18 protein-coding genes are annotated in these 21,557 nt (G+C 37.9%); 2 read left to right on the forward strand and 16 right to left on the reverse strand.

Annotated elements, in window-relative coordinates:
- Window positions 1–141: 141 nt before the first annotated feature.
- Together AC4G3L_RS01805 and AC4G3L_RS01810 are read right to left on the reverse strand one after the other, a co-directional pair.
- Window positions 142–432, reverse strand: a complete 291-nt coding sequence (locus AC4G3L_RS01805; RefSeq protein WP_491075264.1) for a YxcD family protein — start codon at window positions 430–432, stop codon at window positions 142–144.
- Complete coding sequence (locus tag AC4G3L_RS01810) at window positions 420–863, reverse strand: hypothetical protein (RefSeq protein WP_491075265.1); 444 nt, start codon at window positions 861–863, stop codon at window positions 420–422. Before AC4G3L_RS01810 ends, AC4G3L_RS01805 begins: the two co-directional genes overlap by 13 nt.
- Window positions 864–1,122: 259 nt before the next feature.
- Between AC4G3L_RS01810 and AC4G3L_RS01815 the strand changes: the two genes are divergently transcribed.
- Entirely contained in the window at window positions 1,123–1,992 is an 870-nt protein-coding gene (locus AC4G3L_RS01815) for a phosphatase PAP2 family protein (protein WP_491075266.1), read from the forward strand.
- 100 nt (window positions 1,993–2,092) lie between these two features.
- On the opposite strand, the gene AC4G3L_RS01820 is transcribed toward AC4G3L_RS01815, so the two are convergent.
- Complete coding sequence (locus AC4G3L_RS01820) at window positions 2,093–2,881, reverse strand: SDR family oxidoreductase (RefSeq protein WP_491075267.1); 789 nt, start codon at window positions 2,879–2,881, stop codon at window positions 2,093–2,095.
- A 150-nt stretch (window positions 2,882–3,031) separates the two neighbouring features.
- Between AC4G3L_RS01820 and AC4G3L_RS01825 the strand changes: the two genes are divergently transcribed.
- Complete coding sequence (locus AC4G3L_RS01825) at window positions 3,032–3,955, forward strand: NAD(P)/FAD-dependent oxidoreductase (protein WP_491075268.1); 924 nt, start codon at window positions 3,032–3,034, stop codon at window positions 3,953–3,955.
- Window positions 3,956–4,360: 405 nt separating this feature from the next.
- Here the strand turns inward: AC4G3L_RS01825 and AC4G3L_RS01830 are convergent, their stop codons facing one another.
- The 13 genes from AC4G3L_RS01830 to AC4G3L_RS01890 form a co-directional block, all read right to left on the reverse strand.
- Entirely contained in the window at window positions 4,361–5,401 is a 1,041-nt protein-coding gene (locus AC4G3L_RS01830) for an aldose epimerase family protein (RefSeq protein ID WP_491075269.1), read from the reverse strand.
- A gap of 373 nt (window positions 5,402–5,774) precedes the next feature.
- Window positions 5,775–6,758, reverse strand: a complete 984-nt coding sequence (locus AC4G3L_RS01835; RefSeq protein WP_491075270.1) for an aldo/keto reductase — start codon at window positions 6,756–6,758, stop codon at window positions 5,775–5,777.
- 29 nt (window positions 6,759–6,787) lie between these two features.
- Window positions 6,788–7,951: a multiple monosaccharide ABC transporter permease gene (mmsB, locus tag AC4G3L_RS01840; protein WP_491075271.1), complete on the reverse strand. Its 1,164-nt coding sequence runs from the start codon at window positions 7,949–7,951 to the stop codon at window positions 6,788–6,790.
- Window positions 7,948–9,483: a multiple monosaccharide ABC transporter ATP-binding protein gene (mmsA, locus tag AC4G3L_RS01845; RefSeq protein WP_491075272.1), complete on the reverse strand. Its 1,536-nt coding sequence runs from the start codon at window positions 9,481–9,483 to the stop codon at window positions 7,948–7,950. The genes mmsB and mmsA overlap by 4 nt, the downstream gene beginning before the upstream one ends.
- Before the next feature lie 80 nt (window positions 9,484–9,563).
- Window positions 9,564–10,643: a multiple monosaccharide ABC transporter substrate-binding protein gene (chvE, locus tag AC4G3L_RS01850; RefSeq protein WP_491075273.1), complete on the reverse strand. Its 1,080-nt coding sequence runs from the start codon at window positions 10,641–10,643 to the stop codon at window positions 9,564–9,566.
- 106 nt (window positions 10,644–10,749) lie between these two features.
- Entirely contained in the window at window positions 10,750–11,829 is a 1,080-nt protein-coding gene (chvE, locus tag AC4G3L_RS01855) for a multiple monosaccharide ABC transporter substrate-binding protein (RefSeq protein WP_491075274.1), read from the reverse strand.
- A gap of 207 nt (window positions 11,830–12,036) precedes the next feature.
- Window positions 12,037–13,110: a GntR family transcriptional regulator gene (locus AC4G3L_RS01860; protein ID WP_491075275.1), complete on the reverse strand. Its 1,074-nt coding sequence runs from the start codon at window positions 13,108–13,110 to the stop codon at window positions 12,037–12,039.
- A 120-nt stretch (window positions 13,111–13,230) separates the two neighbouring features.
- Window positions 13,231–15,009 carry an ABC transporter ATP-binding protein gene (locus AC4G3L_RS01865; protein ID WP_491075276.1) on the reverse strand — a complete coding sequence of 593 codons (1,779 nt, stop codon included), beginning with the start codon at window positions 15,007–15,009 and terminating at the stop codon, window positions 13,231–13,233.
- On the reverse strand, window positions 15,006–16,745 hold the full coding sequence (locus tag AC4G3L_RS01870) for an ABC transporter ATP-binding protein (protein WP_491075277.1): 1,740 nt from the start codon (window positions 16,743–16,745) through the stop codon (window positions 15,006–15,008). Before AC4G3L_RS01870 ends, AC4G3L_RS01865 begins: the two co-directional genes overlap by 4 nt.
- Window positions 16,746–17,495: 750 nt before the next feature.
- A complete protein-coding gene (locus AC4G3L_RS01875; RefSeq protein ID WP_491075278.1) occupies window positions 17,496–18,689 on the reverse strand; it encodes a thiolase family protein in 1,194 nt (397 codons plus the stop codon).
- Window positions 18,690–18,767: 78 nt separating this feature from the next.
- Complete coding sequence (locus AC4G3L_RS01880; RefSeq protein ID WP_491075279.1) at window positions 18,768–19,550, reverse strand: enoyl-CoA hydratase/isomerase family protein; 783 nt, start codon at window positions 19,548–19,550, stop codon at window positions 18,768–18,770.
- 22 nt (window positions 19,551–19,572) lie between these two features.
- A complete protein-coding gene (locus AC4G3L_RS01885) occupies window positions 19,573–20,343 on the reverse strand; it encodes a 3-hydroxyacyl-CoA dehydrogenase (RefSeq protein WP_491075280.1) in 771 nt (256 codons plus the stop codon).
- Window positions 20,344–20,393: 50 nt separating this feature from the next.
- Complete coding sequence (locus AC4G3L_RS01890) at window positions 20,394–21,545, reverse strand: thiolase family protein (protein ID WP_491075281.1); 1,152 nt, start codon at window positions 21,543–21,545, stop codon at window positions 20,394–20,396.
- Window positions 21,546–21,557: the final 12 nt, after the last annotated feature.

Below are 21,557 nucleotides of genomic sequence, written 5' to 3' on the forward strand. Positions count from 1 at the left end.
TATTTTAATAATTTTCCAAAAAAATATAATAGTACATACCAATTCTTGAATAGACTATCACTAAGCTAATAGCCAGAAGTGAAAAATAAAGATTATATGACTTTAAAAATAAAAAAAGAGGCCTGAGCCTCTTTTTAATATTTAATTAACGTAGGCAATAATGCCTTCATCATCGTCCAATTCAAGTTCGATACCGGCAGCATAAGGATCCATTTGAAGCTCATGCTCAATATAAAAGCGCAATGCTTCAATCATATTTGCCGTAATAAGGATTTGAAATCTGCCATTTACAAGTGCTTCTGCGGAGAATCCATATTCATCGTCATACATTAATTCAACTTCAACTTGTTCAGGATTGACTTGCTTTTTAGCAGCAATATAAACACAAAGTGAATTAATAATCTCTTGTTCTGATATTTTTATCCTCTCCACGTTCCGTCAACCTCTTTTCTTGGACGGTTGTTACGTGTGAAGATCTTTTTAATTAACCCGATAATAAGCACAATTACAAGCACATTTAATAATAATCCAAGCACGGATCCCATAGCGCCCATATTAGCCAGCAAGCCGCCGAATAATAATCCGGCAATACCGCCAAGCATCATGCTCTTCATGAAGCCGCCTTTATTAAATGAATTTGTTTTAGTTGCTTTAGCATTACTGTTAGTTGATGATTTTTGTTTATTTACAGTTGATTTATTTTGGTTGAAATTAGATTGGTTGTTATTCGAATTAAAAGATTTTTTTCCTGAACGATATGATTTCGCACTAACTTCATGTGAAGTTCCTACAAAAGTATGTTCCGCAACCGGTGCAAATACAAAGGTAATCAACATAAAAGCAGTTAACATTTTCTTTATCAAAATAATTCCTCCTGTAATTCTGGTATGTTTTTTTGTGTCAGGCTAAGTTTCCCATATTTGTATATACGAATCAAGTTTGAAGAAGTTTCATAGATTTTTATTTTTCTTCAACTTTTTTAGGTTAATTTATTATTATTTAATGAGTACCCTTTATCAAGAATAAAAATGTAAAAATTCATACTATATTACTACTCTTGAGAAACAAAAAAGTATAATATAAACACTATGAATATATTCAATCAGAAGGGATTAACTTTTTATGTATCATTCTATGTTTACCATAGCTGTGACCATAACGATCATGACCATTTTTTTAGTCATCATCCTTGCTAAACGTAACCCTCTAATTGCGTTTAAAATAATATGGGACAGTCGAAAAGACAAGAAATTGTGGATTCATTTTGCCTTACTGGGAATTATACTTCTCCTCAATAAACTGGAGTTGAAAATTGAGAGCAAATTTATTCATATCGGGGATTATTCGCATTTTTTCCATCAGTATGAAGGCACTTTGCTGGCAGATTTCCAAAATCTCTTGAATAATAGTTGGCTAACTGAATTAACCACTTTTTTCTACATCATCATATTTGTTACCTTAATCTCTACATCATTTGTCCTTTATCTTATCCAAAATGATAAACATCTATTTTATACGTTTATTTATGCCATTAGCTTAAATTATTTAATTGCCATACCCTTTTATCTTTTTTTACCCGTTAATGAGGTTTGGTATGTTCATAATCAGGTTAGCTTTTTAATCCCGGAAGTTTATCCGGACTTTGAGACACAATATCGGAATGTATCAGGATTAAATAATTGTTTCCCGAGCTTGCATAATTCTATTTCATTAACTTTATTATTTTTAAGCTATAAATCGAATAACAAGCCTTTTAAATGGCTCATGACCGGCAGCGTTGGAATTATTATGTTCTCGACCATTTATCTTGGAATCCATTGGCTGACTGATATGGCTGCAGGTGTTGCCCTTGCCTTTACTGCCTTTACGATGGCTAATCTGGTATCTCTGATCGTTGCGAAGCCAGCTATAGTGAAAAGCAGATTCGCTCCCAACCTGGTATTTATGAAAAAAGACACTGTATCCTCAAATTCCGAAAAGCAAGCCAATTAATGAGCATCTTCAACTTAAAACATAAATTTAAAATGACGCCAAAACCCGTACGGATACTTATAATACCCCGCGGGTTCTGGCGTCTATTGTTTTACTATAATTAAATCCCTTTTACTTTCCCACCATCGACGAGTAACACTTGTCCGGTTACATACGTATTGATCATGGATAATAGAAAGACTGCATAGTTGGCAAATTCTTCAGGCTCCCCATATCTGCCAAGCGGGATTTGGTTTTGTGTATTTGTTCTTACTTCATGAGAGGAAATTCCCTGGCGCTCGGCCGTTTTTTCATCCAAATAAGTTATTCTGTCTGTAGATATGACACCTGGTGCAATCGTATTAATTAATATTTGGTTCCTTGCGAATTCGGAGGCTAGAGTCTTCGTTAATCCGGTAATGCCTAGGCGGAACGTGTTAGATAACAGCAATCCCTGAATCGGCTCCTTTACCGATGAAGAAGCCATATTTAAGATTCTTCCGCCCTTCTCTTTCATATGGGGATATACTTCGCGAATAATTCTTATATAGCTTAACAAATTCAACTCAAATGCATTTTGCCAGTCTTCATCAGATAACTCCATAAAGGTCCCGGCGGGTGGCCCTCCAGCATTATTGAGTAGTATATCAATTGTTCCAAACTCTTGGACAGTCTTGCTAACCAAATGTTTGATTTGATCTGGTTTCGTGATGTCTGCTTCACAGTAAGAAACCTTACCTTCTTTGTTTAACCGAATAAGTTCCTCTGCCACTCTTTTGAGCTTACTTGCGCTTCTGCCTGTAATCATCACATTTGCGCCTTCTTCCACTAACTTTTGCGCAATTGCTTTTCCCAACCCCTGACTGGATGCAACCACCAGTGCATTTTTTCCTGCTAAATTAAGATCCACCTTTCTAACCTCCATTCTATTTCCATATCTTATTTTCACATTTAGAGAATTTGTTTGTCAAAAAACAATTTGAATGGGTATAGAAGGGTATAATATCTTCTTTCATCCAGAAACTAAGGATGAAGTTTTGCAGGAGGCAATGAAATAGTTATGAATAATTTATGGGAATGTATTGTAATAGGTGGAGGAATTGCCGGTACTCAGGCTGCCATACAGATGGGGAGAAGCCAGATTAACTGTTTAGTATTGGATTCAAAAGTAGCAGGACGCTCTAATTTATGCAAAGATTACCGGAATATCATCGGATGGCCTGAAGGTATCAGTGGGGAGGCTTTACGTGAAAAAGGGAAACAACAAGCTTCTGAAACAGGAGTTACTTTTATGAAAACTCATGTGAAGCAGATAACAAAAAAGGATGATGACTTTTTGGTGACAACCGAAAGTGGAACTCATCGAACCAAGACCCTTTTATTGGCTACCGGAATTACGGACCGTATACCTGACATTCCCAATCTAAGAGAGTGCCTGGGCAGTACCATTTATATATGTACAGATTGTGATGGTTATGAAGCACTTGATAAAAAAATTATTGTGATGGGTGCAGGCGATAGCGGTGCAAGTCTTGCTGTATCCTTATTAAATTGGACAGATGACATAACCTATATCAATCATGAAAAAACAGCTGTTACATCCGATATCCTCTCCAAACTAAAGGACCATCAGATTACGTATCTCGAAGAAGAGATTGAATCTGTGTCAAAGAAATCAGAAGATCTCTTTACAGGAGTCTACCTAAAAAACGGTCAATTTTTAAAAGCAGATCGAGCGTTTATTGGGTTTGGAGGGAATAAAGTTCATACAGAATTAGCCAAACAAATTGGTGTCCATATCGAAAATAACAGACATATTAAAGTTGATGCCCGCACAAAAGAAACAAACATTAAAAATGTATGGGCAGCTGGAGATATTGTTTCACACTCTGAACAGGCCACCATTGCTATGGGTGATGCGACCCAGGCGGCAATTTGGATCAATAAACGATTAATGGAATATAAAAGAAAAGGAATAATGTAAACGAATGATCTATAGTAAATGAATAATAAACAAAGAGGCTGGGACATAACTTATAAACGATCCTGAAAAGACGAACGATATCTAATTTATCGGCTTTGTTACTTATTCAAGAGTTAAGTTGGAAGAAAAGTTCGTTCCATTGCGCTGCAGCCACTCGCTTTCCGCGGGGAGGAAGCTGAGCCTCCTCGGCTACGCCTGCGGGGTCTCAGCCTTTCCTCTACTTCCCGCAGGAGTCGGTGGCTTCCGCTCCATTCCACTAAGTTTAATAATGGTATACAGTAGTAACCAATCTATTGAAAATAAATAAAAATCCGAATTATTAGGCGAAATATTTATAAAAATATCACCTAATAGTTCGGATTTATCATTGACTGAAATACTTATGTCCCATCCTCTTTTTTCTGTTTATTTAAGTATATATCTGGTGTGCGCTTGGTATACATCCTCTTTTTTCAACGTTACCGGAGGGAAGTCCGGTTGGTTAATGGCATCGGGGAAACCTTGCGTTTCCAGGCATACAGCCATATGATGATGCGGACGGACTCCTCTGATTGCATAATCACCTTCATATTGATTACATGTATAAACAACGACAGCAGGTTGATCTGTTTCTACCAATAATGTACGACCGCTTTCAGGATCATATAATTGTATCTCTCTATTAAAATTGGAGTCCAATGCGAAAGGATGGTCAAAGCCATTTCCTACCAATTCGTTTTGTTTATAGCCGCTATCAACACCTTGCGAAATCGGCTTGCTATCCAGGAAATCAAATGGTGTTCCTTCAACTGGAATCAATTGACCAGTCGGAATAGAATCATCCCGAAGTTCTATAAATCGACTGCTCTTCATTTGTAATTCATGATTATCAATTGTTTTGTTCAAGTCTCCACTCAAATTAAAATATGTATGGTTTGTTAGATTAATGATAGTATCTTCATCAGTGGTTGCTTTATAGTAAATATCTAATTGATTATTTTCATTCACTGCGTACGTTGTTGTAATGTCTACCTGACCAGGAAAGCCTTCTTCTCCCGCTTTACTTGTATAGCTGAATTCAACCCGAACAGCATCGTTTTCCTCTATTACTTTATAATCCCATAGGACATGGCTGAATCCCTTAACGCCTCCATGTAAATGGTTATCACCCTCATTTTGAATTAACTGATAGGACTTTCCGTTAAGGGTAAACTGTCCATTCGCGATTCTACCAGCTATTCTGCCAACGATTGCTCCAAAGTACGGGGAATAATCCATATAATCTTCTATACGATCAAAACCCAATACGATATTCTCCAAATTCCCCTCGCCGTCTGGTGCTATAATATCAGTGATCACACAACCATAATTAATAAAGCGAACTGTAAATCCTGATTTATTTGTAATGGAAAACTGTATAACTTCTTGATCCTCAATCTTTCCAAATACCTTTTGTTCGATTTTCATGTACTATTTCTCCTTATCCTATTAGTAGTACTGTTCTCAATAACTATTTTTAGAAATACTAAGTTCCATCAAATATTCGAGATGATTGTTAATCATTCCATTAGTTGGTTATTTATATGGCAGCGCATGATATTTCCATAACCTTTTTTTATTTGATTCATTTGTTATGAAAGAGTGTTTTAATGATTTCTTGAGATATTTAGTATTCAACTATATATCTACCTTTTAATCATAAAAAATAAACAGGAATTAGAGAAAATATAAGTCTCTAATGCCTGCCCATTTATTATTTTTACTGCAGTAGGCATGTCTTCAAACTAATCTAATTGCCCTAAGATATTGATTGATATTCAATTTCTGTGTCTCAAGGACATTAATACGGTCCGCGAATATAATCACGTACTTCCTTTACATAAAAGGTATGAAGTTTTTCTAACTCCTCTTCTGTAAAGGAATTTGTATGAATCGCTTTCAGATTTTGATTAACCTGTGCCACATTTTTAAATCCAGGTATTGCACAAGTGATTTCGTCATGATCAAGTATCCATCGTAAGGCCGAATTTGCTAAGGATTCTCTGCCTTCCGCAATCCAGGAAAGCTTATCAGCCAATTCCACTCCTTTTGAGAACTCAAGACCAGCGAATGTTTCCCCTACATTAAACTTCTCTCCGTTTGCATTGAAGCGGCGGTGATCATTCTCATCAAATTTTGTTTGTGAATTGAACTTCCCTGTTAATAATCCACTTGCTAGTGGCACACGGGCCAATATACCAACCCCTTGTTTTTTAGCAGCAGGGAAAAGCTCTTCAAGTGGCTTTTGACGAAATAAATTGAAAATAACCTGCAACGCCCTGACACCAGGTATAGTCAGGCAGTACAGTCCTTCTTCAACAGTCTCTACACTCACGCCAAAATGGCGTATTTTGCCCTCCTGCTGAAGTTTATCCAATACAGTAAATACATCCGTATTCTGTAATATATGCAAGGGAGGACAATGAATCTGATATAAATCTATTCTTTCACGGCCAAGTCGCTTTAAACTGGCCTCGCAATATGCTCGTATGGTCTCTTCTGAATACGTATTTGGATCGTGGATATCACCGGCTCGACAAAATTTAGATGCAATATAGATGGTATCCTCTTTTCCTTTCGTTGCTTGCCTCAGCAACTCTTCACTTCTGCCACTCCCATATACATCCGCAGTATCAAAGAAATTAACTCCATTCTCCATAGCACGATTTAAACCAAGAAGAGCATCCTGGGTATCAGACTCTCCCCAATCACCGCCAATACCCCATGTACCAAAACTAATTTCACTGACAGATAAATCTGTATTTCCAAGTTTACGATATTTCATTTTTAGGTTACTCCTTTAAGTAAAATTGATTATGAAGATTTATTTTTGTTATAAACATCAAAACCTACAGCCAACAACAGCACTAAGCCTTTAATTGTTTGTTGATAATCTACACCTAAACCGATTAAAGACATCCCATTGTTTAAGACACCCATTACCAATCCGCCCACTACTGCTCCAATAACTGTACCTATACCGCCATATGCGGAAGCTCCGCCAATAAAGACCGCAGCAATCGCATCCAACTCAAAAGAGTTCCCCGCTTTTGGAGTCGCCGCATTTAACCGAGCTGCAAATAATAACCCTGATAAAGCAGATAATACACCCATATTCACAAATACCCAGAAGGTTAGCCATTTGGTTTTAATACCCGATAATTTCGCTGCTTTTTCATTGCCTCCCAGTGCATATAAATGTCGGCCAGGAACTGTTTTATTCGTAAAGAATGAGTAAGCGACAATTAATACGACTAAAATAACCAAAATATTAGGGATACCTTCATATGAAGCTAGGAAATAAGCAAATATATTCATAACTGCTACTATAAATACCAGCTTTAAAGTAAATAGCCACATAGGAAGTACTTCAAAATTGTAAGACTGTTGTTTTTTACGTTTACTTAATTCACCCCATATTAGCAGGAGAGAGATTAAAACTCCGACAATCATAGTCAATAAATCTAATTCTCCCGTTTTATTCAATCCCGGTATGAACCCTGTGCTGATTTTTCGGAAAGAATCAGGAAATGGTGCAATAGATTGCCCGTTAAGAACAAGCATTGTAAGTCCCCGGAAAATCAGCATCCCCGCGAGTGTAACAATAAAGGCAGGAACCCTAAGGAATGCTACCCAGAACCCATGCCAAGCTCCTATTAATGCTCCAATGATAAGACAAAGCACTACAGATAACCAAATCGGCAAATTCATTTCAATCATAAATATGGCTGACATAGCGCCAACAAACGCTACAATCGATCCAACAGAAAGGTCGATATGCCCCAAAATAATGACCAAAAGCATACCAATAGCCAAAACAAGAATATAGCTATTTTGCATAATTAGATTTGTAATATTAAGAGGTTTTAGTAAGATTCCATCTGTTAATACTTGAAACAATACCATAATAAAAATCAGAGCCAGTATCATTCCATACTGTCTTATATTATTTTTTACTAAGCTAGTAAGTGTTTTCACAGCTGTTCCACTCCTGTCCTGGTCATGTATTTCATAATTTTTTCTTGTGAAGCATCATGGCGGTTAAACTCTGCCGTAAATGTACCCTCACGCATGACATAAATTCTGTCACATATTCCTAATATCTCAGGCAGTTCTGATGATATAACCAAGACTCCTATTCCTTTGTCTGCCAATTCATTTATAATAGAATAGATTTCATACTTAGCACCCACGTCAATCCCGCGCGTAGGTTCATCTAATATAAAGATTTCCGGTTCAGTAAAAATCCATTTACTTAACACAACTTTTTGCTGATTTCCGCCGCTCAAATTCATCGCTTTTTGCAGGATGCTCGGACTTTTGATATTCATTTTTTTACGATATTTTTCTGCTTCTATAATTTCCTGGTTTTCGTTCACGACTGTATTCTTCGATATTTTATTTAGATTTGCTAATGTTATATTTGTTTTAATATCTTCTTCTAAAACAAGGCCAAATGATTTACGGTCCTCAGTTACGTAAGCAATTCCATTTTTAATGGCTTGCGTAATATTTTTTAACTTCAATTCTTTTCCATTTTTAAAAAGTTGACCAGAAACTTTTTTGCCGTATGCTTTACCAAAAATACTCATCGCCAGCTCAGTTCTCCCAGCCCCCATTAAGCCGGCTATCCCTATGATCTCACCTCTATTTATGTGAAAACTGACATCATCAACAATGTTTCTGTCCGGATTATTTTCATCTTGAACCGTCCAATTTTTCACTTCCAAAATAGTTTCTCCAATATTTGATGTGTGATCTGGATACCGGTTCGTCAGGTCGCGCCCGACCATGCCTTTAATAATTCGATCCTCTGTAACCCCTTTTTTCATATCGAGGGTTTCAATTGTCTTGCCATCACGCAGGATGGTTATGGAATCTGCCACTTTAGCGATCTCATTTAATTTATGTGAGATAATGATGGAAGTCATTCCTTGTCTCTTGAATTCAAGCATTAATTCCAAAAGATTTTCACTATCATCCTCATTTAAAGCAGCAGTTGGTTCATCTAAAATTAGTAATTTCACCTTTTTGGATAAAGCTTTTGCAATTTCAACCAATTGTTGTTTCCCCACACCTAACTGATTAACAGGTGTATCTGGCGATTCATTTAACCCAACAATTTTCAGTAAGTCTAGCGTTTTCACGATTGTTTCATTAAAATTAATGATTCCGTTTTTTGTTTGCTCATTCCCAATAAATATATTTTCAGAGATTGATAGATATGGAATTAAAGCTAACTCTTGATGGATGATAACAATCCCCAAATTTTCACTTTGCTTAATATTTTTAAATTCACATACTTCTCCATTAAATAAGATATCTCCTGAATAAGTGCCATGTGGGTATACTCCACTTAATACTTTCATTAATGTGGATTTTCCTGCTCCATTTTCTCCGCAAAGGGCATGAATTTCTCCTTCTTTGATTTTCAAATTCACTTGATCAAGAGCTTTTACCCCAGGGAATGTCTTCGTGATATTTTTCATTTCCAATAAAATTGATGACACGCCATTCACCTCAATTGTATAAATTGGGATGCCGTTTGATTAATTACATTACAATCAAACAGCATCCACCTATCATTTTGTTACTTACTTAATTCTTCTTCTGTGTAATATCCACTATCTACTAATATTTCTTTATAATTTTCTTTATCTACTATAACTGGTTCTAAAAGATAAGATGGTACGACTTTGCTTCCATTGTCGTATGTTTTAGTGTCGTTTACTTCTGCTTCCTTGCCTTTTAGGACTGCATCTGTCATTTCAACTGCTTTTTTAGCTAATGCTCTCGTATCTTTAAATATGGAAGATGTTTGTTCACCGGCAATGATCGATTTTACTGATGCTAAATCAGCATCCTGTCCAGTAATAATTGGTAATGGTTTACTTTCTGTTCCATAACCAACCCCTTTTAAAGAAGATATGATACCGATAGCGAGTGCATCATTCGGGGATAAAACCGCATCTACACGCTCAGATGAATATTGTGAGCTTAGCAAGTTATCCATACGAGTTTGCGCTGTTGCCCCATCCCAGCGTAAAGTAGCGATTTTCTTCATATCTGTTTGTTTACTTCTAACAATCAATTTCCCTGAATCTATGTATGGTTTTAAGACTGACATTGCCCCATCATAGAAAAAGTATGCGTTGTTATCGTCTGGAGACCCGCCAAATAATTCAATATTAAATGGTCCTTTTCCATCTTTAAGACCAAGTTTTTCTTCAATATAGGAGCCTTGTAAAACACCCACTTTGAAGTTGTCAAATGTGGCGTAATAGCTCACATTATCCGTCCCTTTAATTAAGCGGTCATAAGATATAACTTTAATATCCTGGTCTGCTGCTTTTTGTAAAACCTCTGTTAAAGATTCACCATCGATGGAGGCGATTACTAAAATATCTACTCCTTTAGTAATCATATTTTCAATTTGGGCAATTTGATTTTCAATGACATCTTCGCCGTATTGAAGATCTGTTTTGTACCCTAATTTTTCAAATTCTTTGACCATATTCTCTCCATCAAATACCCAACGCTCCGATGACTTTGTTGGCATGGCTATTCCAACAAAGCCTTTTTCATCACTGCTGGATTTTTCTTCGCCTCCACATGCCGCCAAGGTAAATACCAACACAAACATCATTATGGCAGTAATAAACTTTCTCATTTTATTATCCTCTCCCTTTTTTAAAAAATAAGGTTCCTAATTCAATTTAGCCCCATAATGAGTTGAATATAGAAACCTTTCAAAAAATGCATAGACTATTATTTTTTTATTTGCTTAATTCTTCTTCTGTATAATATCCACTATCTATTAAAATCTCTTTATAATTCTCTTTATCAACTGAAACTGGCTCCAATAGATAAGATGGAACAACCTTTTTTCCATTATCATAGGTTTCAGTATCATTTACTTCCGCTTCCTTACCTTTTAGGACTGCATCGGCCATTTCAACTGCTTTTTTAGCTAATGCTCTCGTATCTTTAAATATGGTTGATGTTTGTTCACCTGCAATAATCGACTTCACTGATGCCAACTCCGCATCCTGACCAGTAATAATTGGTAATGGTTTACTTTCTGTTCCATAACCAACCCCTTTTAAGGAAGATATAATACCTATACTGATTCCATCAAACGGTGATAGAACCGCATCTACACGATCTGATGAATATTTTGAACTAAGTAAGTTGTCCATACGGGATTGTGCTGTTGCCCCATCCCAGCGTAAAGTAGCAATTTGCTTCATATCTGTTTGGTTACTTTTAACAACTAATTTACCTGAATCTATGTATGGTTTTAAGACTGACATTGCCCCATCATAGAAAAAGTATGCGTTGTTATCGTCTGGTGATCCGCCAAACAATTCAATATTAAATGGTCCTTTTCCATCTTTAAGGCCAAGTTTGTCTTCAATGTATGAGGCTTGTAAAACACCAACTTTAAAGTTGTCAAATGTGGCGTAATAGCTCACATTATCTGTCCCTTTAATTAAGCGGTCATAAGATATAACTTTAATATCCTGGTCTGCCGCTTTTTGTAGTACTTCTGTCAATGATTCACCATCGATGGAGGCGATTACTAAAATATCTACTCCTTTAGTAATCATATTTTCAATTTGGGCGATTTGATTTTCAATGACGTCTTCGCCATATTGAAGATCCGTTTTATATCCTAACTTTTCAAACTCTTTAACCATATTTTCTCCATCAAATACCCAACGCTCCGATGACTTTGTTGGCATAGCTATTCCAACGTAACCCTTTTCATCACCGCTTGATTTTTCATCGCCACCACAAGCCGCTAATGTAAATATCAACGCAAACATCATTAATGCAGCAACAAACTTTTTCATCTGATTAACCTCTCCTTTTGTTAAAATATAGTTTCTTATTCAATAAACCTCTTAAAAAATCAGAATATAGAAACCTTTCAAATTAATGGATACGCTTACAACAATATCATACTACTTGTTAGTACAAGTACGCTACTAAATTATGCTTTTTTGAAAAATTTTTACAATCATTTGTGAACAAAATAAAAAACCCATTTTGGTGGGTTTTTAAATGATACTTTTCGTTGAATTTCGCACAATTAACTCTGGTTTATAAATCATCGAAGGAAGAACCTCATCTTTATTTTCAATCAGCTGGATAATTGTTTCGGCTGCTTTCCTTCCCATTTCACTTTTAGGATGACTGACAGTAGTTAATTTAACTTCAGATGCAGTCGCTAAATTTGAGTCATCGAAACCTACAATTGATAAATCATCAGGTACACTTATTCCGTACTCCCTAATAACATCAAGAGCAGTCAATGCTATTTCATCATTATAACAAAAGAGCCCTGTAGGTCTTTGTTCAGAATTTAATAGTTTCCTAAAATCTTCATTCAAAACCTTTTCTTTTTCTATTGTTGTATACGGTAGAATCATATTTGGTAAGATCGGGATGCCATGCTCCCGATGTGCTTTAATAAATCCCTGCATCCTCTTAACGCCTTGTTGATCATCCGTTTTAAAGAGTCCTGCGATGCTTGTATGCCCCAATTTAATCAAGTGTTCAGTAGCAATATAAGCACCTAACTCATCGTCTACCGTTAAGCTATAGGGATTGAGTTCAGGATAATAGGCATTAATCATAAGATACGGTATTTTTTTTCTTTCTAAATTTAAATAGTATTTCAAATTGGGGTTATAGAAATTACTTTTAGTCGGTTCGACAATCAAACCAGCAATATTTCTGTTAAATAGATTCTCCAGGCAAATCTTCTCTTTATTTAAATCATTATTCGTACTATAAAGGAGCAGAGTATATCCTTTACTGCTTAAATAGGATTCAACTCCATTAATTATGGAGGGGAATATATAATTTGATATATATGTTGTCAGGAGAGCAATTGTTTTTTCAGCTGGTTGCTTTGCGTTTCGGTCAGCACAAAAGGTACCTGAACCTTGCTCTGTATATAACCAGCCTTCATTGACAAGATCATTAATTGCTTTGCGAACCGTATGTCTGCTAACTCCAAATTTCTGAGTTAACTCAGATTCAGAGCTTATGCGCTGATAAGGTATATATTTTCCACTTTCTATGAGCTTCCTAATCTCTATCTTAACTTGTTCGTATTTTTTCAACATATAAATCACCCCCATATGAACATACAAATCATAAACAGTTTACCATAACTTATATGTACATGTTATAGGTGTGATTTACAGAAATCTTACATTTTAGTGATTACATGGTATTCGGATAAATTATATCATTACAGTTTGATTGCCCATTTCAGCTTCACGGCTAAATAACCTTGTATATACCCCATCTTTATTCTCAAGCAGGTCCGCATGTGTACCTGTCTCAATTACTTTTCCATTTTCCATAACTATAATTCGGTCGGCTGATAGGACAGTGGATAGTCGATGTGAAATGATAATGATGGTTTGCGATTCTTTCCTTTTTCTAATTGCCTCATTTATTTTGAGTTCGGTGATTGGGTCCAACGCTGAGCTTGCTTCGTCCAGGATAAGAATTTCAGCCTTTTTTACTAATGCCCGCGCTAAGGATAAACGTTGCTTTTGCCCACCGGATAGCATGCTACCTCTTTCTCCAACATTCGTTTCCAGCCCATTCGGCAATCCTTCTACATATTCCATTAGCCCGCTGTCTCTAATAGCTATATAAAGTTCTTCGTCTGTCGCTTCCGGATTACCCATTCTTAAGTTATCAGCCAATGTTCCATTCCTCATTTGAACATCCTGAGAAACAAACGCAAGTTGTTGGCGGAGCCACTCAACATCAAACATACGAATATCTTGATGATCGATCTTAATGGAGCCCTCCACAGGATCATATAAACGTAAAAGCAGGTCAACAATCGTGGATTTTCCTGATCCGCTAGGTCCAACAATTGCGGCGATTTCTCCTTGCTTAATCTTAAATGAGACACCCTTTAAGACCTTCTCTCCTTTATTCGGATAGGAGAATACTAGATTAGCTACCTCTATATTGCCGCCTGTATATTCGGGCTTTTTCCCGGGATTAGTTTCGATTTCAGATTTTGGGATGGAAAGAAGAAGATCTGATCGATCCAGTGCAGGACCTGTTCTTCTTACAGACAGCCACATTCTTAACATCTTTTGCATTTCATTTGCCGCAATGGTTACTAGGCTCCCTGCAGTCAGCATTTGTCCGGTAGTTAATTGACTGTCCCAGATCAAAAGGACACTGAAATAATAGACGCCTGCGAGTGCAATTCCATTATATCCACCAATTACAACAATCGATTGCATACGAGCTTTTAATTCTCTTACGGAATGTTTAACGAAAGACTCCCGAATGGAAATAATGCTCTCCACCTCACGATCGGATACGCCCAATACTCTGGACAGATGAATTCCCGTCACAGATTCACGTAACCTCTCTAAATATCGAGACGCCTCTTCTCTCGCTTTTTGTGAAGCAGACCTTGTTCTTTTACCGACATGGTTAGAAGCTATATAGAAAACAATCCCCAAAATCACACTTGCCATCATCAAGTAAGGATGAATAAAAAATAAGACAAAATTATAAATGAAAACTCCCTGAACAGCAGCCATTAAGGTAGAGCCTTCCCATGCCAGGAAATTGTGCAATGTATCAGGATCATCTGAAACACGAGCCAGTAATTCTCCAGATTTTGCATTCTGGAAGTAGGAAAAAGGTAGATAATGAATATGAGTAAACAATTTTATTTTCTGCCTATTCGTGACGGATTTCGCAATATAATGGCAAAAATATTCATCTATTACCATCATCAGTAAATCAAAGATAGCTACAAACAACAGCAACCACATTAAACCCCATAGCAATGATGAGGATTGCTTAGGAATGACATCATCAACCAGCCAGCTTAAGGCAAATGCCGGGATAACAGATGCACAAATCTGCGCAATGGCAATAACAAAGGAATCTCCCAGCACCCATTTCCAAAAAGGCTTTAAAAAGGCGAGTACACGCCTGCCGTCCCGGTTTTTTTGAATCTTTTGATCAGCACTCATCCTACTCGCCCCTTCTCTAATTCACTATATTGCGACCTATATAACTCAAAATATTTTCCTTTCAAGGCGAGTAATTCTTGATGTGTTCCTCTTTCAGCAATTTCACCTTTATGTAAAAGCAAGATTTCATCCGTATGACGAACAGTTATTAAACGGTGGGCAATTGTAATCGTCGTTCTGCCTGGTATAAGTTTTTCCAGTGCTTCCTGTACCTTCTCCTCCGTTTCTCCATCTAAAGAAGATGTTGCCTCATCAAATATCAAAAGGTGCGGATGCCTTAAAATCGCTCTGGCTAAAGCAATCCGTTGACGTTGCCCGCCAGATAGCTTCAGACCCCTTTCACCTACGATTGTTTCGTAGCCTTCTGGTAAAGACTCAATTAATTCTGTCAATCCTGCTGCTTCAACAGCATGCTGTATATCATTATCAGCAGCGTCCCTTTTTCCATATACAAGATTTTCTCTCAGAGTAGCGTTCAAAAGGAAGGTTTCCTGACTTACAATTCCAACCTGGCTTCTGAACGAATTACGATTATATGTATGAAGATTCTTTCCATCAATCAGGACCTCACCTTCATCAGGATCATACAATCCTAATAAAATCTGAACCAATGTGCTTTTTCCGCCTCCACTGGTCCCCACAATTCCAATATGGCGGCCCTGTTCAACCGTGATTGAAATATCATTTAATACATTTTCTGTTGATTCGGGATAGTGAAAAGTGATGTTTTTTAACTCTACTTTTCCGGATATCGGACCCATTTCCGGTAGTTGTGCATCATGTTCTTCTGGCAAATTGAAATATTCATAGATTCTTTGCAAAGCAGGAATGGCTTGCTGGATGATCAATGCGTTTTCAGCAAGTGAGCGCACAGGTTGAAACATAGTCGGAATAAATCCTAAACAGGTCACAAGTACCCCAACTGTGATTTCACCTCTCCATACCGAGAATCCTCCTACTAGCATGACAACTCCCGGAGTAGCAATATTGAACATATTCCCAAGGCGCCAATTGACTTTACCAATCAAAGCCGCTTTTATAGAAAAAGACATCCATTTCTCAAGCTTTGATTTCTGCTTATCTATTTCAGCGGTCTGTTGATGGAAGGTGCGGACCAACCTTACAGATTCAATACTTTCTTGCAGATGATGATACATATCGGCACTCATATCCCTTTGAACAGCGCCCATTTCTCTAACCGTTTTTCCAAGTTTAAAAGAAGGATATAAATAAATGACAAATACAATAAACATGATAAATGCAGTTGGCCAATACATAAAAATGACGGTTGAAAAGGCAGCAACTGCGCTTATTATTTGCTGTAGAAATCGTGGAACTACGGTATTATTTAAATTTTGGATAGACTCAACATCGTGCGTCAATCTAAATAACATATCTCCCCTTGGTGTCTTTTGAAAGAAAGACATTGGAGCTTTATGCAATTTCTTAAAAACTCGTAATTGCATATCCGTTATGACATCCAGTCCAACTTTAATCTGCACGTATTCCTGCATACTCTCAAACACTACTTTTCCAATATAAGATACAATAATACCTCCGATGATCCATGGTAGAAGGTCAGTTACATTATGTAAGAGTACATCATCAACCAATTTACCCGTCAGAATAGGCGGAAGAATGGTAAAAGCCCCACCAATCAAGGAGAAAACAACAGCTATTGTGATACTGACCCAATAAGGCTTAAAATGGCCAAGTATCTCACTCGTTAAACGCATATCTTCAAACACCCCCATAAATTGATATTTTATTATATATTCTGAATATAATCACTATTTATTTGAAGAATTTTACATTCTTTTTGTCAGAATAGAATTTGATTCATTTATGAACTACTTTGAAATCAGTTTCTGTTTTTATTTTGATTGTGTACAATTTCCTTGGTGACAGGGGATTTTTATCACTATGAAGATTTAGCACATTGTTTTAAAAGAACATCTTTAAAGAGACTAATCTATACATTTTATTAAACTGATCATACTCTCTCTTTACAGGTATCCTATTTTAAAAAGCGATTCATCTTCTTAATCAGTTCATTTATCGTAAGCCGATTTTCTTACATCCGAGAAGTTTGGTCATCTATTTAGGTTTACTTGTAATTGAGAACAACTATTAATTATATATTTACGAAATATACAGCTTACACACTTCTAAATGAAAGTAAGTCGTTCAACACATTAGTGACCATTTAGTACAAGGAATAAAATTTCCAAACACCCCTGGTCGTTGCAGGCAAAAAAAAGAGTCGCTAAGAAAAGCGATTCTGGTAATTATTTATAAAAATAGACTACGATTACTCCACGTATTGCTCTTTTCTTCATCTTTAATTTCAGGAGAATTCATGTATAACAATGATACTTGGGATCGCAACAATACAGCTATATATAAACAGATTAAACACTCCTGTTACCGAATAAGAACATCACCATGTACGGATATAGTTCAAAACCATTCATTTGTTCCATGATTTAAACCTGCAAATTCTCAACAATTGAGGATATTCCTAAACCTCCGCCAATGCAAAAGGTGACCAGCCCATATTTCTCTCCCCTGCGCTCCATTTCATGAAGGAGTTTGGTCATCACTATACCGCCGGTCCCTCCAATCGGATGTCCGAGCGCAATTGCACCACCGTTTACATTTACTCGTTTCACATCCATACCCAATTCTTTAATTACGGCTAAAGACTGAGCCGCGAATGCTTCGTTTAATTCTATCAGTCCTATATCCTCCAATTTCAACCCGGCTAACTTCAGTGCTTTTCTCGTAGCAGGTGCAGGACCAATTCCCATAATTTCCGGAGAAACACCGGCAACTGCTTGAGCAATGATTTTTGCTTTACATCTATAGCCCTTTTGAATAGCTGTTTCTTCTGCCATTAACAAAACCAATCCTGCACCATCATTCCTTCCGCTTGAATTCCCGGCCGTAACGGTTCCGTTTTCTTTAAAAACTGGTTTAAGCCTTCCCAATTGCTCCATACTTGTCTTTCTTGGATGTTCATCCACCTTGAACAAAACCGTTTCTTTTTTCGTCTTTATCTGATAAGGAATGATTTGATTATCAAACAATCCAGAGGAAATAGCATATTCTGCCTTTTCCTGACTTAAAAGCGAAAATTCATCCTGTTCTTCCCTGCTGATTTCATATTTTTCTGCTAAATTTTCAGCTGTCATTCCCATAGTTAAGTGGCCATATGTCTCAATCGGCTGAGCACGCGGTTGGCTTTCCGTATTGGAATCAAAAATTTCAGCATTACCTATGCCTAATCCATAACGAGCATTCCGTAAATAAAACGGTGCCTGACTCATACTTTCAGCACCTCCGGCAATAACGATATCGGACAAGCCGCACATAATTTGCTGAACGCCATTATGAACGGCCTGCACACCTGAACCGCACTGGCGATGGACCGTATAACCAGGGGTTTCTATTGGAAGTCCAGCACGCAATAAAGCCAACCTTGCCAGGTTAGGCTGATCCGTACTTTGTTTTGCCTGGCCTATTATGACTTCATCAATCTCATTTTTCAAAACTCCTGTGCGTTCAATCAATCCATTCATGGTTGCAGCAGTAAGATAATCCACTTCCTCATTTTTTAAAGATCCGCCTATCCTGCCTACTGCAGTCCGAACCGCATCTACAATCACTGCATTTCTCAAATTACATCCTCCCATCAACCTTGAGTATCACAGAAGACTCCCCCCCAGACTTCTTCGTAAAAGCAATCACTTATATGTTTATTGATGAGTAAATACTGGACGGCGTTTTTCAAGGAAAGCAGTTACTCCCTCTTTCATATCCTCTGTAGTAAAGATTTCCTGGAATAGATTTGATTCTAATTCGAGTCCAACCTGCAATGGACCGTCTGTCCCCTCATTGACTGCCTGCTTGATTCTTCGTAATGCCTGAAGGGAATGCCTGCTGATTTTTCGGGCCAGTTTGCAGGCAGCTTCAATCCCTTCTTCATCTGTAGCTATTTGATTAATCATCCCGAGCTGAAGCGCCTCTTCAGCCGATATGGAATCACCGGTAAACATCAGCTCTTTTGCTTTAGCGGAACCAATTAAACGGGGAAGCCTTTGCGTTCCCCCTCCACCAGGAAATAAGCCGAGCTTTACTTCAGGCAAGCCGAGTTGTACCGTCTCCTTAGCAATACGGAGATCACATGCAAGTGCAAGTTCAAATCCACCGCCAAGAGTTACTCCATTTAAATAGGCAATAGTAGGCTTCGGAAATTCGGAAATCAATCGAAAAACCTCATTTTTCTTACTGGGCTGTTTTCCGACATCCGTACTTTGGCTGATCATGTTGGGGAACTCCTTAATATCTGCTCCAGCCATAAATGCCCGGTCACCTTCCCCCGTTAATATAATTGTAACCACTGAATGATCATCTCTCAGTTCGGTAAAGGCGTCACAAAGATCACTTGCCACTTGTTCACTCAAAACATTCATCGGCGGATTATTAATCACGACCGTTGCAACATTATTCTCTTTTTCAACACGCAGAAATGAGTACATAACACTGCCTCCTCTTAGTCTATTATTTTGGCTGCATACGAATCGCCCCATCCAGGCGAATTGTCTCTCCATTCAGCAATGGATTTTCGATAATACTTTTGACGAGCATGGCATATTCTGATGGATATCCGAGTCTTGGCGGGAAGGGTACCATCGCACCGAGAGCCGCCCTGGCCTGCTCTGGTAGCCCTCCAAATAAAGGTGTGTCAATCAACCCTGGAGCAATCGTCATGACACGGACTCCACTTCTCGCTAAATCTCTTGCCAATGGCAAGGTCATGCCGACAATTCCACCCTTTGATGCACTATAGGCCGCCTGGCCAATTTGCCCATCAAAAGCCGCTACTGAAGCTGTATTAATGACAACCCCTCTTTCTCCATCTTCATTAGGTTCATTCTTAATCATTTGTTCTGCAGCTAAACGAATCACGTTAAATGTCCCGATCAAATTGACCTCAACCACTTTTTTAAATCTGCCAAGATCATGCACTTTATCTTTAGAGACGACTTTTTCACCTACTCCAATCCCCGCACAATTGACGACCGTATTGATATTTCCAAACATCTCAACACCTTTTTTAATGGCAGCCCGAATCTCTTCTTCACTGGTTACATCCGCTTTTAAAAAGATTACATTTTCATGACCCAAGGATTCAGCCAATGCCAACCCTTTATCCTCCGAGCGATCGATAATTGCTACTTTCCCGCCATTCTCCACGATATTCCTGACTGTAGCCTCTCCCAGACCGGAAGCTCCTCCTGTCACAACAGCAGATATTTTTTGCATTTTCATATTACCAACCTCCATTATTTTAGTTTTCATTCGGTACCTGTTTGATTAATCTATTCAATTCGTTCGATAATAGTTGCATTAGCCATACCGCCACCCTCGCAAATGGCCTGTAATCCATATCTGCCTCCTGTTCTTTCCAGTTCATGCATTAAAGTAACCATAACCCTTGCCCCGCTTGCACCAAGAGGATGACCAAGAGCAATCGCTCCTCCATTCACATTTAACTTATTCATGTCTGCTTCAACTTCTTCCTTCCAACAGAGCGGAACAGGTGCAAAAGCTTCATTGACTTCATATAAATCTATTTCCTGTATCGTCAATCCCGCTCTATCAAGTGCCATTCTCGTTGCCTCTATCGGTCCTGTTAGCATCAGGGTTGGGTCGGAGCCTATAACCGTTCGGGCGATAATCGAAAATCTTGGTTTTAAGCCTAATTCCAATGCTTTTTCCTTAGACATAATTAACAGGGCTGCGGCTCCATCACTCATTTGACTGGCATTCCCAGCATGAATCACACCATTTTCTTTAAATACCGTTGGCAGTTTCGCCAGTTTTTCAAGAGACGTTCCCCGCCGCGGTCCTTCATCCTGTGTAACTAATGTCTTAACCCCGAAATCATCCATAACTTCTACAGGTATGATTTCACGGTCAAAGCGTCCCTCATTTTGGGCTTGAATAGCCCTTTGATGGCTTAATAACGAAAATCCATCAAGTTGACTGCGGCTAAAACCCCATTTCTCAGCAATTCTTTCTGCTGATAAACCTTGATTGATTAATTCATAGCGAGAAGACAACTGTTCACTTGGACCTGATTTTTTCCTTGTTGAACCCATTGGGACTCTTGTCATGCTCTCCACTCCACCCGCTATAACGATATCCATATCTCCGCTCAAAATGGCTTGTGCAGCAAAATGAACGGCCTGTTGGCTCGAGCCACATTGTCGGTCAATCGTCGTACCAGGCACTTTAATGGGGAAATCAGCCATCAAGGCAGCTGAACGTGCAATATTTAAACCTTGTTCTTCAACTTGTGATACACACCCAATAATGACATCCTCAATTAATTCAGAAGAAATACCTGCTCGGTTTACTATGTCTTTTAAAACGTTTGCGAGCAAATCATCCGGACGGACGGAGCTAAATACTCCATTTCGCTTTCCTACCGGTGTTCTGACTGCTTCAACAATTACGGCCTCTCTCATTTAAATCTCTCC

This window comes from Bacillus sp. z33, assembly GCF_058313615.1.

Coding starts and splice junctions, on each gene's coding strand:
- AC4G3L_RS01815 (WP_491075266.1), top strand. CDS start 1,123: ATGTATCATTCTATGTTTACCATAGCTGTGACCATAACGATCATGACC.
- AC4G3L_RS01825 (WP_491075268.1), top strand. CDS start 3,032: ATGAATAATTTATGGGAATGTATTGTAATAGGTGGAGGAATTGCCGGT.
- AC4G3L_RS01830 (WP_491075269.1), bottom strand. CDS start 5,401: ATGAAAATCGAACAAAAGGTATTTGGAAAGATTGAGGATCAAGAAGTT.
- AC4G3L_RS01835 (WP_491075270.1), bottom strand. CDS start 6,758: ATGAAATATCGTAAACTTGGAAATACAGATTTATCTGTCAGTGAAATT.
- chvE (WP_491075273.1), bottom strand. CDS start 10,643: ATGAGAAAGTTTATTACTGCCATAATGATGTTTGTGTTGGTATTTACC.
- chvE (WP_491075274.1), bottom strand. CDS start 11,829: ATGAAAAAGTTTGTTGCTGCATTAATGATGTTTGCGTTGATATTTACA.
- AC4G3L_RS01860 (WP_491075275.1), bottom strand. CDS start 13,110: ATGTTGAAAAAATACGAACAAGTTAAGATAGAGATTAGGAAGCTCATA.
- AC4G3L_RS01865 (WP_491075276.1), bottom strand. CDS start 15,009: ATGAGTGCTGATCAAAAGATTCAAAAAAACCGGGACGGCAGGCGTGTA.
- AC4G3L_RS01870 (WP_491075277.1), bottom strand. CDS start 16,745: ATGCGTTTAACGAGTGAGATACTTGGCCATTTTAAGCCTTATTGGGTC.
- AC4G3L_RS01880 (WP_491075279.1), bottom strand. CDS start 19,550: ATGTACTCATTTCTGCGTGTTGAAAAAGAGAATAATGTTGCAACGGTC.
- AC4G3L_RS01885 (WP_491075280.1), bottom strand. CDS start 20,343: ATGAAAATGCAAAAAATATCTGCTGTTGTGACAGGAGGAGCTTCCGGT.
- AC4G3L_RS01890 (WP_491075281.1), bottom strand. CDS start 21,545: ATGAGAGAGGCCGTAATTGTTGAAGCAGTCAGAACACCGGTAGGAAAG.